At 61.2% G+C, this 11,074-nt stretch carries 11 protein-coding genes and 1 pseudogene; 4 read left to right on the top strand and 8 right to left on the bottom strand.

The genetic code is table 11. The features are described 5' to 3' along the window. Positions 1–128: 128 nt before the first annotated feature. A pseudogene (locus ACKTSJ_RS10505) lies at positions 129–866 on the top strand (fructosamine kinase family protein); the annotation flags it as partial. Between the two features lie 25 nt (positions 867–891). On the opposite strand, the gene ACKTSJ_RS10500 reads toward ACKTSJ_RS10505, so the two are convergent. The 6 genes from ACKTSJ_RS10500 to ACKTSJ_RS10475 all read right to left on the bottom strand — a co-directional run bounded on the left by ACKTSJ_RS10500 (position 892) and on the right by ACKTSJ_RS10475 (position 6,284). After that, positions 892–1,482: a diguanylate cyclase domain-containing protein gene (locus tag ACKTSJ_RS10500; protein WP_407900017.1), complete on the bottom strand. Its 591-nt coding sequence runs from the start codon at positions 1,480–1,482 to the stop codon at positions 892–894. Beyond that, positions 1,368–2,144, bottom strand: coding sequence for a PAS domain S-box protein (locus tag ACKTSJ_RS10495; RefSeq protein WP_407900015.1), 777 nt, complete (start codon positions 2,142–2,144; stop codon positions 1,368–1,370). Before ACKTSJ_RS10495 ends, ACKTSJ_RS10500 begins: the two co-directional genes overlap by 115 nt. A gap of 36 nt (positions 2,145–2,180) precedes the next feature. Then, positions 2,181–3,044 (bottom strand): 4-hydroxybenzoate octaprenyltransferase, encoded by an 864-nt coding sequence (gene ubiA / locus ACKTSJ_RS10490; protein WP_407900013.1) that lies wholly within the window; start codon positions 3,042–3,044, stop codon positions 2,181–2,183. 129 nt (positions 3,045–3,173) lie between these two features. Continuing rightward, positions 3,174–3,794 (bottom strand): chorismate--pyruvate lyase family protein, encoded by a 621-nt coding sequence (locus ACKTSJ_RS10485; RefSeq protein ID WP_407900011.1) that lies wholly within the window; start codon positions 3,792–3,794, stop codon positions 3,174–3,176. Further along, positions 3,775–5,901, bottom strand: a complete 2,127-nt coding sequence (recG, locus tag ACKTSJ_RS10480; RefSeq protein ID WP_407900009.1) for an ATP-dependent DNA helicase RecG — start codon at positions 5,899–5,901, stop codon at positions 3,775–3,777. Before recG ends, ACKTSJ_RS10485 begins: the two co-directional genes overlap by 20 nt. Beyond that, positions 5,898–6,284, bottom strand: a complete 387-nt coding sequence (locus ACKTSJ_RS10475; protein ID WP_407900007.1) for a RidA family protein — start codon at positions 6,282–6,284, stop codon at positions 5,898–5,900. The genes recG and ACKTSJ_RS10475 overlap by 4 nt, the downstream gene beginning before the upstream one ends. A gap of 214 nt (positions 6,285–6,498) precedes the next feature. On the opposite strand from ACKTSJ_RS10475, the gene rfbA reads away from it, so the two are divergent. From rfbA to rfbD, 3 genes are read left to right on the top strand one after another with little or no spacing between them, the layout of a single operon-like run. Beyond that, a complete protein-coding gene (rfbA, locus tag ACKTSJ_RS10470) occupies positions 6,499–7,371 on the top strand; it encodes a glucose-1-phosphate thymidylyltransferase RfbA (RefSeq protein WP_407900005.1) in 873 nt (290 codons plus the stop codon). Position 7,372: 1 nt separating this feature from the next. Further along, positions 7,373–7,921 (top strand): dTDP-4-dehydrorhamnose 3,5-epimerase, encoded by a 549-nt coding sequence (gene rfbC, locus ACKTSJ_RS10465; RefSeq protein ID WP_407900003.1) that lies wholly within the window; start codon positions 7,373–7,375, stop codon positions 7,919–7,921. Then, a complete protein-coding gene (rfbD, locus tag ACKTSJ_RS10460) occupies positions 7,918–8,823 on the top strand; it encodes a dTDP-4-dehydrorhamnose reductase (RefSeq protein ID WP_407900001.1) in 906 nt (301 codons plus the stop codon). The genes rfbC and rfbD overlap by 4 nt, the downstream gene beginning before the upstream one ends. Before the next feature lie 82 nt (positions 8,824–8,905). Here the strand turns inward: rfbD and ACKTSJ_RS10455 are convergent, their stop codons facing one another. Together ACKTSJ_RS10455 and ACKTSJ_RS10450 are read right to left on the bottom strand one after the other, a co-directional pair. Beyond that, positions 8,906–10,228: a TolC family outer membrane protein gene (locus ACKTSJ_RS10455; protein WP_407899999.1), complete on the bottom strand. Its 1,323-nt coding sequence runs from the start codon at positions 10,226–10,228 to the stop codon at positions 8,906–8,908. Positions 10,229–10,311: 83 nt separating this feature from the next. After that, positions 10,312–10,962 carry a protein-L-isoaspartate O-methyltransferase family protein gene (locus ACKTSJ_RS10450; protein WP_407899997.1) on the bottom strand — a complete coding sequence of 217 codons (651 nt, stop codon included), beginning with the start codon at positions 10,960–10,962 and terminating at the stop codon, positions 10,312–10,314. Positions 10,963–11,074: the final 112 nt, after the last annotated feature.

The following is an 11,074-nucleotide window of genomic DNA, read 5'->3' as shown; positions in this document are numbered from 1 at the left end:
CCATGGTGCTTCTCCTTCGGGGTTGTGGTTAGAATAACCCTCAAGGATTTTTACTTGCAAACCCGTTCGCCAGGCCGGGTTCGGAATTTACAGAAACAATGTTGCACTAACACACGGCCCGGCAACACGCGCTGTTCAGTGCCGAGGCCGCAGGACTGGCTGCCCTCGCGGCGACCCGCACTATGCGCGTGCCGCAGGTCATCGCGCACGGCGTGGCCGACGACCATAGCTATCTGTTGCTGGAATATCTGGCATTGAATTCGCGCGGCGACGCCGGCGCTCTTGGCGAGAAACTTGCCGCCCTGCATCGCAACACAGCGGATCGTTTCGGCTTCGCGCAGGACAACTTCATCGGCAGCACCCCGCAACCGAATGGCTGGACAGACGACTGGACCACGTTCTGGCGCGAGCAGCGCCTGGGGTTCCAGCTGCGCCTCGCCGCGCAGAATGGTTATGGCGGAACCCTGCAAAGCGCGGGAGAAAAGTTGCTGCAACGATTGCCCGCTTTCTTCGCGGGCTACACGCCGCAACCCGCGCTGCTGCACGGTGACCTGTGGGGCGGCAACCACGCTTTTCTCGCCGACGGCACCCCGGTGATTTTTGATCCCGCCGCGTATTACGGCGACCGCGAATGCGATCTCGCGATGACCGAATTATTCGGCGGTTACCCGGCCGAATATTACGCGGCCTATCAGGCGGTCTGGCCGCTGGATGCGGGCTACGCCATACGGCGCGACCTGTACAACCTGTATCACCTCCTCAACCATGCCAACCTGTTCGGCGGAGAGGGCGGCGACAGGTTACGGGTGACCGGATATGCAAAACAGGCCGAACAAATGATTGCCCGACTGCTTGCCCAAACTTGAACGTGTTCCCCCGTGCTGCCGCCACTCAATCCGCCGCGAAGCGGTAGCGATTCTTGCCGTTGCGCTTGGCTTGATACATCGCATCATCCGCCCGCCGCAACAGTTCTTCTGCCTGTTCGCCATGCTGCGGGTAGAGGGCGATGCCGATGCTTGCGCCCACTCGACCGGATGCGCCGTTCAGGTCGAATGCAGGCATCAGGTTATCAATGATTTTCTGCGCCACGACTACCGCGTTATCAGGCACGGTCACGCTTTCCAGCAACAGGATGAATTCATCACCGCCGATGCGGGCGACCGTGTCCGATTCGCGCACGGTTGCCTGCAATCTTTGGCTCACTCCCTGTAACAGCAAGTCCCCCGCCTCATGCCCCAGGGTATCGTTGATTTTTTTGAAGCCATCCAGATCGAGGAACAGGACCGCTAGTTTTCCCTGTCCGCGCCGGGTGAGGGCGATGGAGTGCTCCAGAATTTCGGAAAAATAGGCGCGATTGGGCAGCCCGGTTAAAAAATCGTGATGCGCCAGATGGGCGATCTTCTCCTCTGCCCGTTTGCGCTCCCCGATGTCGCGCACGATGCCGATGAAATAACGGACCCCGCCCAGATGCATCTCCGACAAGGACAGCTCCATCGGAAAGGTCCCCCCGCCCCGGCGCAGCCCGCCCATTTCATTGCCGCGCAGGCCAACCCTTTCGAGCAGCGCCTGTCGCGGCCGGTTGGGAGGTGCCTCGTCCGCTCCGCCCGCCAGATCAGGCGCCAGCATTTCGATGTCGGCCCCCTGATGTCCTGCTCCGCATAACCGAATATCTTCTCCGCCGCCGGATTGAATCCTTCGATATGCCCGGATTCATCCAGCGTGATGATGCCGTCCATGACGTTGTGGATGATCGACTGCAACTGATGCTGGCTTTTCTCCAACTCGAGTTTGACCTGCTTCAGGTTCATCACCATCTGCCAGAACAGTTTGACCTCGGTGCCGCCCGCCACGCGCTTGCCGCCAAAAATGCGTTCTGCCGCCACGGCGACCGCGTCATCATGCGACAAGTTGTACACGATGCAGTCCGGGTACTGCCGGCAATGCTCCAGCGCTTCTACCGCTCCGGTAAAGGTGGCGATCTGGTGCTGGCGCGCCAGCTTCAGTCCGGGCGCGTCGGCATGGGTATCCGCGATGGCCACCACATTGACCAGGCGCTCTTCCAGGAACATTTCCAGCAAGGCTGTACCTCCTCGCCCGGCGCCGATAATCAGAACGGGATAACCCGGTTGGCCTGCTGCTTTCATTCTGTTTTCCTTCATATTGAGCCATGTTATGGATTGTTACCGCACCCAATAATCCCCCGCCACCCCCGCAAACACCGCTGCCCCGAACCAGTTGTTATGCAAGAAAGCTGCGAAGCATTGGTCGCGGTTTTTTTCCTTGATGAGCGCGTAGTGGTACCACGCAATGCCTTCCGCGACGATGAGGCCGACGAAGTAGAGTTGTCCCAGGCCGGCCATGAGACCGGCCAGCGCCAGCAACAGCAAAGTGAGGTGGTAGCACGCCATCACGGCGATGACATCGTACTGGCCGAAGAACAGCGCGGAGGAGTGGATGCCGAGATGGATGTCGTCGTCCCGGTCCACCATCGCGTATTCGGTGTCGTACGCGATCGCCCAGAACACGTTGGCGAGCAGCAGCACCCACGCGACAGGCGGCACATGGCCGAGCGTGGCGGCGAACGCCATCGGAATGCCGAAGCCGAAAGCGATGCCGAGGTAGGCTTGCGGGAGGGCGAAGAAACGTTTGGTGAAGGGATAACTCGCGGCGAGGAAGACGGCGGGAATGGAGAGCAGCAAGGTCAAATTGTTGAGCGGCAAGATGAGGAGAAACGCCGCAATCGCCAAGCCGGCAGCCAGCCACAAGGTCTCGCGTTCCGTCACCTTGCCGCTGGTGAGCGGGCGGTCTTGCGTGCGCTTCACATGCTTGTCGATGTGGCGGTCGGCGTAGTCGTTCACCGCGCAGCCGGCGGAGCGCATCAGCACTGTGCCGAGGGTAAAGATGACAAGCACGAGCCACGAAGGATGACCTTTGCTTGCGATCCATACCGCCCATAGTGTCGGCCATAGCAACAGCAGGATGCCGATGGGGCGATGCAGGCGGGTGAGCTGAATGTAGAGACGCAGGCGTTCGGAAATGTTCATGGCAGGGATTTTAACCTGCGCCGTCATTCCGGCGTAGGCCGGAATCCAGTTAAAAAAATAAACCGTGCGAAGCACAACGACGCCAGCTGCATTTTGAAACACACGCCGCTTATTTGGAAAGGATTTCCCTCACCCCAACCCCTCTCCCGATGGGAGAGGGGTTGGGGTGAGTTGCAGTATTTCAGGCAGAAACACTTCCGTCACCAGCAGCGGCGCGCCCTGCAGAATAAACAGCGAGCGGCGCGCCCAGAGGGGGTCGGGCGCATTTTGTGGGTCGGGCTTCAGCCCGACTGTTTCGACAGGCTCCCGACAGCCCTGCCGGGCTAAAGCCCGACCCGCCAGCGGGTGGCGCGAAGGGAGTGCCTTGAAATGCAGCGGCTGGCGCATCACCAGCGGATGGGTGAACAGCAGGCTGCCGAGCGAGCGATTGCCCAGCTCGCGCATGGCTTTCCAGGCGCCGCGCAGGTGTTCGCTGGCACAGGTGCTGTGGGCGAAAACGACAGGCTTGCCATCCGCAAAAAGCAGCACCTCGCGCGAGTAGGCCAGGCGGTGCGGGGCGATGCCGAGCAGCGTCGCCTCATCGTAGGCGATACGCGCCAAGCCTCGGTGTACCGGCTGTACCGAAAATTCTTGGCAGCGTTGCTGGATGCGTTGGGTGAGCGAGCCGTGGTCATGCAGCCACGGGCGCAATGCGGCAACGCAGCCCTGGGTCTGGCTGTTCCAGAATCGGTCAGACTTGCAGAAAGTCATGTTTGTTCGCCATCCATCGGTGCAGGTGCGCGCGCGCCACATCGGGCGCATCGCGCAACAGTTCGTCTGCGGTGAGTCGTGCCTGCTCCAGCAGGTCTTCATCTTCGTTCAGGTCGGCGAAGCGCAACATCGCTACGCCGCTCTGTCGTGCGCCCAGCAGTTCGCCGGGGCCGCGCAATTGCAAGTCCTGTTGCGCGATGACGAAGCCGTCCGTATTCTCGTAGATCACTTTCAGGCGTTCGCGCGCCAGTTCGGACAGCGGCTGCATGAACAATAGCACGCACAGGCTTTCCGCCGCACCGCGTCCCACGCGGCCGCGCAGTTGATGCAGTTGAGCCAGCCCCATGCGTTCGGCATGGTCGATCACCATCAGGCTGGCGTTGGGCACATCCACACCCACTTCGATGACGGTGGTGGCGACCAGCAGCTGCAGCTCGCCCGCCTTGAAGGCGGCCATCACGGCGGCTTTTTCTGCCGGTGGCAGCCGACCATGTGCCAGCCCCACTTTCAATTCGGGCAGGGCTGCGGTCAGTTGTTGGTGGGTTTCGATCGCGTTTTGCAACTCCACTTCCAATGCGTCCGATTCTTCGATCAACGGACACACCCAATACGCCTGACGACCGGCGAGGCACGCGGCACGCACCCGCTCGAACACTTCCTCGCGCCGCGCATCGCTCACCAACTTGGTGACGACAGGCGTGCGCCCGGGTGGCAGTTCGTCGATGACCGACACATCGAGGTCGGCGTAATAGCTCATGGCCAAAGTGCGCGGGATGGGGGTGGCGCTCATCATCAGTTGATGCGGTTCGTGGTTTTGTAGGTCGGGTTTTAACCCGACAATTTCATCCTGTTTGGCACTGGCATGTCGGGTTAAAACCCGACCTGCATCATGCGCGGGGGCTTTCCCTTTGTTGCGCAACGCCAGCCGTTGTTGCACGCCGAACTTGTGTTGCTCATCCACGATGACGAGGCCGAGCCTGTTGAACTCGACCGCGGCCTGGAACAACGCATGTGTGCCGATGGCAAGCAGGGTGTCACCGGAGGCGATGCGCGCTGCGGCGGCAGTTTTTTCTTTCTTCTTCAAACTGCCTGAAAGCCATACCGGTTCGATGCCGAGCGGCACCAGCCACTCGTTCAGCTTGAGGTAATGCTGTTCGGCCAGAATTTCCGTCGGTGCCATGAACGCGACCTGATAGCCGTTCTCGATGGCTTGCAGCGCGGCGAGTGCGGCGACGATGGTCTTGCCACTGCCCACATCGCCCAGTAGAAGACGCTGCATCGGATGGGTCTGACCGAGGTCGTGCGCGATTTCCCGCCACACTTTCTGTTGCGCGCCGGTGAGTTCGAACGGCAGCTTCTGCAACAAGGCGGCGGTCAATTTCCGATGCGCTGGCAAGGCAGGCGCGAGGTGTTTGCTGCGCTCACGGTGATGCACGCGCATCGACAGTTGCTGCGCCAGCAGCTCGTCGAATTTGATGCGCCGCCAAGCGGCATGACTGCGGGCTTGCAGCGTGGCAGTGGAAATGTCGGGCGGGGGGGTGTGCAGCAGGCGCAGGCTGTCGCCGAAATCGGCGAGCTGCAATTTTTTTAATAGCGGCGTAGGCAGGGTATCCGTGAGCGGAAGGGTCTCCAGCGCATTGTGGATGAGTTTGCGCAACACGGCCTGCGATAGTCCGGTCGTGGTCGGATACACCGGCGACAGGCTCTGCGGCAGCGGCGTGTCATCGTCAATCGCGCGACACTTTGGGTGCACCATCTCCAGCCCGAAATAACCCATGCGTACCTCGCCGATGGCGCGGATCTGTTTGCCCACGGCGAGTTGCTTCTGTTGGCTGGGGTAGAAGTTGAGGAAGCGCAAGGTAAGTTCCGCATGACCCTCCAGCAGACGACACACCAGGCTGCGGCGCGGGCGGAACATCACTTCACTGTGGGTCACGACGCCTTGCACCTGCACGGTCATGCCTGGCTGCGCATCGGCGATGGGCGTGAGATGCGTCTCGTCCTCGTAGCGCAAGGGCAGATGCAGCAGCAGGTCGGCGCGGTGATGAATGCCGAGCTTGGCGAGTTTGGCCAGCGTGGCCGGCGCGATTTTGGCGGGAGCGTTCAATCCTGCAGAAACAACACCCCGTCAGCCTCGATCAGCGCCCCGCGCGGCAGGGTGGCGACGCCGACCGCGGCACGGGCCGGATAAGGCTGGCGGAAATAGCCGGCCATGATTTCGTTCACCTTGGCGAAATGGATCAGGTCGGTCAGATAAAGGTTGAGCTTGACCACGTCGTCCATGCTGCCGCCAGCGGCGTTGGCGACCGCGCGCAGATTCTGGAACACGCGGTGGATTTGCGCCTCGATCCCGTCCGCCATCTGCATGGTGGTCGGATCGAGGCCGATCTGGCCGGAAAGATAAATGGTGTCGTTGACGCGCACCGCCTGCGAATACGTGCCAATGGCAGCAGGTGCATCGGGTGTCTGGATGATGGTTTTTGTGGCCATGTCGTAGGTTCTTTCTCGGGTTAGGGTTTCCAGTGCTGCGCACCGTTGCAAAGCATACCCGACTCGGTGTTTGATCTCCAAATCATGCGCCGCAAGACAGAAGGGCAGCCGATGGAACTTCTTCATTTCTCAACCCCACGAAAAGCAGGTAGCATGAAGCGCGCCTGTTGCTTGGGCGCGCAGGCAAACCTATCGCGTTACAGGAAGATTTGAAATGAAAGGCATTATCCTCGCCGGCGGCTCCGGCACCCGGCTCTATCCGGTAACATTGCCGGTGTCGAAACAACTGCTGCCGATCTACGACAAGCCGATGATCTACTATCCGCTGACCACGCTGATGCTGGCCGGGATACGCGACATCCTGATCATTTCCACGCCGCAGGACACGCCGCGTTTCGAGCAATTGCTGGGCGACGGAAGGCAGTGGGGGGTCAACCTGCATTACGCCGTGCAGCCTTCCCCGGACGGGCTGGCGCAGGCGTTTATCATCGGCGAATCCTTCATCGGTGCCGACAGTTGCGCGCTGGTGCTGGGAGACAACATCTTCTACGGCCACGGTCTGGAAACGTTGCTGGAAAGCGCGGCGCTCAAGCGTGATGGCGGCACGGTGTTCGCCTATCGCGTGACCGATCCGGAACGCTATGGGGTGGTGGATTTCGATCCCAATGGCCATGCCTTGAGCATTGAAGAAAAACCCGCCCGACCCAAATCGAACTATGCCGTCACCGGCCTGTATTTTTACGACAACGAAGTCGTCAGCATCGCCAAGGCCATCAAGCCTTCGCCGCGCGGCGAGCTGGAGATCACCACGGTCAACCAGGTCTATCTGGAGCACGGCAAGCTCGACGTGCAGGTGATGGGGCGCGGCAGCGCTTGGCTGGATACCGGGACCCACGATTCGCTGCTGGAGGCCTCGCTGTTCATCCAGACCCTGGAAAAACGCCAGGGTCTGAAGATCGCCTGCCCGGAGGAGATCGCCTTCCGCCGCGGCTACATTTCGCGCGGGCACCTGGAGGCGCTGGCACAACCTCTGGCCAAGAACGGCTACGGCCAGTATCTGCTCGCCCTGCTGCAGGAGAGATTCTGAAATGCGCGCAATCCCCACCTCGATCCCGGACGTGCTGATCCTCGAACCCAAAGTGTTCGGCGACGCGCGCGGTTTCTTTTACGAGAGCTTCAATGCGCGGCGCTTTGCCGAACTGACCGGCATCACGACCCCCTTCGTGCAGGACAACCACTCCCGCTCGGCACGCCATGTGCTGCGCGGCCTGCATTACCAGATCAAGCAGCCGCAAGGCAAACTGGTGCGCGTGGTGGCGGGCGAGGTGCTCGATGTCACGGTGGATATCCGGCGCAGTTCGCCCACCTTCGGCCAGGCCGAAGCGATCAACTTGAGCGCGGAAAACAAACGCATGCTGTGGATCCCGCCCGGCTTCGCGCACGGCTTCGTGGTGTTGAGCGAGAGCGCCGAGTTCCTGTACAAGACCACCGATTACTGGGCGCCGGAGCATGAACGCTCGCTGCTGTGGAACGACCCGGCGCTGGGCATTAACTGGCAATTGCAGGGCGCAACACCGTTGCTCGCGGCCAAGGATCAGGCCGGGAAACTGCTCAAGGATGCCGAGGTCTTTGCGTGAGCACGCTCCTGCTTACCGGAGTCAACGGCCAGCTCGGCTGGGAATTGCAGCGGGCCCTCGCGCCGCTCGGCAAGGTGGTCGCGCTCACCCGCGCGCAGCTCGACTTGAGCCGGCCCGACGCGATCCGCGCCGCCGTGCGCGAGCATCGCCCCGACATCATCGTCAACCCGGCGGCCTACACTGCAGTGGACAAGGCCGAAACGGAACCGGAACTGGCACAAGCGATCAACGGCGTCGCCCCTGGCGTGCTGGCGGAAGAAGCGCAAAAGAGCGGCGCGCTGCTGGTACATTACTCGACCGATTACGTGTTCGACGGCAGCAAGGACGGCGCCTACACCGAGTCCGATGTCCCCAAGCCGCAGAGCGTGTATGGCCAGACCAAGCTGGCCGGCGAGAACGCGATCCGCGCGGTGGGCGGCCAACATCTTGTCCTGCGCACCAGCTGGGTGTATGGCGTGCATGGCGGCAATTTCGTGAAGACGGTGTTGCGGCTGGTCGGGGAACGCAGCGAGTTGCGCATCGTCGCCGACCAGTTCGGCGCACCGACTTGGGCGCGCTTGCTGGCCAATTCGACCGCGCGGATATTACAGCAGTGCCTGGAGCAAGATTTCGATGAAAGCCGGTTCGGGCTGTATCACCTGACGGCGGGCGGGCGCACCAGCTGGCACCGCTATGCCGAAGAGATCGTGCGCCTGGCCAGGCAATATGACCCGTCGCTGCGCGACAAGGCACTGGCCATCCACGGCATTGCCACCCACGAATATCCGGTTGCGGCCAAGCGCCCTGCCAACTCGGTGCTGGCGACGGACAAGATTAGCGCCGCATTCGGCCTGCGTCTGCCGCAATGGCAGGATGATCTGGCGCACTGCCTGCGGGAAATTTACCGGGATTTGTCGGATTGATACCCGCAAGGGGCCGGCCGTCGCGGTACTGGGCTAAAGTTCCTGCACCACACGTCCAGTCCGACCCACAAGTCCCGCCGTTTTAATGCAATGCCTGATTGACCCATTCCAGATCGGCTTCCTGCAAGTTGCCTGCCGCTGCCTTCAAGCGCAGATGGCTGAGCAGATAGGTGTACTGCGCCTGCAACAGATCGCGCCGCGTGGCGAACACTTGTTGTTGCGCATTCAGCACGTCGAGATTGGTCCGCACGCCGACTTCCTGCCCCAACTTGCTTGCCTCAAGCAGGCTCTGGTTCGATTTCATGGCTTGCTGCAAAGCGCGCACCTGAGCCATCCCGGTAGCCACCCCCAAATAGGCCTGGCGGGTCTGCAATTCCGCCGTGCGCCGTGCATTTTCAAGCTCTTGCCGCGCCTTTTCCCGATTGGCTTCTGCTTCGCGCCATTTCGATTGGGTCGCGCCCCCCTCAAACAGCGGCATGTTCAGTTGCAGACCCACGGTCTTGCTGGTGACTGTGGTCGCGCCAAAATTGCCGCCGGTCTGCACATTCTTGGTATGTCCGGCCACAATATCGAGGGTCGGCAAGTGCCCGCCGCGACTGCGCTCAACTTCCCGCTCGGCCAATTCAAACGCGGCCTGCGCCAGTTCGACGGGCAGACTGTTCTGGTGGGCAATATCGATCCAGGCCTGCTGCTGTTCCGGGACCGGAGGGCGCAAATCGAAATGCGCCCCTAATGCATCCAGCTCGCCTACCGCCGTGTTGAGCATCTGTTGCAGGGCGCGCCGTTTTACTTCCAGATCATTCGCCGCAACCAGCTCCTGCGCCAGGATAAGGTCATAGCGCGCCTGCGCTTCATAGGTATCGGTAATCGTGGCGCTGCCCACTTCAAAATTGCGTTTTGCCTGTTCGAGTTGTTCCGCGATCGCGGATTTTTGTGCACCGGTCAGTTGTACCGTGTCCTGCGCAATCAGCACGTCAAAATAGGTCTGGGCCACGCGCAAAATCAGGTCTTGCCGGGACAGCCTGAAGTTGGTATCCGCAATCGCAGTCTGCAATTCCGCCTGGTTATACGCGGCCCAGTTCTGTTCGCGGAACAGCGGTTGCACCAGATTGAACCCGTAGCCATGCGTGTTGTAGCGCTTGTTTCCGCCGCTGATAAACGGCGAGGCATTGTCGGTGGTGATATCGTTGAACGTGGTGTTGGTGGCGAAAGTGAGGCTGGGCAGGAGCAACGCGCGCCCCTGTTTGATTTTTTCCTGCCCGGCGCGGTGCTCGGCCCGCGCCGCAGCAAACAGGGCGTCTTCGTCTTGTGCGGCACGATAAATTGCGAGCAAGTCTGTCGCAGCGGCCGGCGCCGCCAAGCTGAATGGCAGCAGCAACAGCAAGGCAAATCGCAAGCGCTTCATCGGGGACTCCGTATATTAGTGAACTCTGATATTACAGGCTGCACTGGAAGCGCGCAATCTGCCCGGTGCAGGGTGAAAGGCGATTAAAACACGAAACGCTCGGGTTGCAGCGCGTTGCGCAGCGGGGTGACATTGGTTTCGAACAAGGTGCTCGTTTCGAAGGTGTCCGCCGCCGTGCGCGTGATGAGTTGCGCCTGCATCGCCGGTGCATCGCCGACGATGGCGAACAGCCGCCCGCCCACCTTGAGCTGCTGCCGGTAAGCCGGCGGCAATACGGGGGTGGAGCCGGTCAGCACGATCGCATCGTATTCGGCTTCGCCCCAGTGCTGTGCCGCATCGCCGACTTGCAGATTGACATTGCCGATGGTGTGGCTGGCCAGGTTGCGCGCCGCCTGGGCACTCAATTCCGCCTCGATCTCGACGCTGGTGACCTGCGCCGCCATGCGCGCCAGCAAGGCCGTCAGATAACCGCTGCCGCTGCCGATTTCCAGCACGCTGTCGGTGGCTTGCAGATTCAGTGCCTGCAGCGCGCGCGCTTCCAGCTTGGGTGTCCACATCGAGGCGCCGTGTCCCAACGGGATCTCGGTATCGACGAAGGCCAGCGCCTTGCTGGCGGGCGGCACAAACTGCTCGCGCCGTACCACTTTCAGCAATTCCAGCACCCGCGGATCGAGCACGTCCCACGGGCGGATTTGCTGCTCGATCATGTTGAAGCGCGCTTGTTCCAGATTCATGACTCTTATATGGACGCCTCCCGGTTTAGCAAGAGATTTGTCGTGTTTTGGTAAAACCAGAAATCGGCTGCAGTCTTATATCCGGCCTTGTTGCAAGCTGGACTTCTGCCTG

The sequence above is a fragment of the Ferrigenium sp. UT5 genome (genome assembly GCF_045866295.1).
Classification (GTDB): Bacteria; Pseudomonadota; Gammaproteobacteria; order Burkholderiales; family Gallionellaceae; genus Sideroxyarcus.
This window is presented reverse-complemented; position numbering and strand designations above follow the sequence as displayed.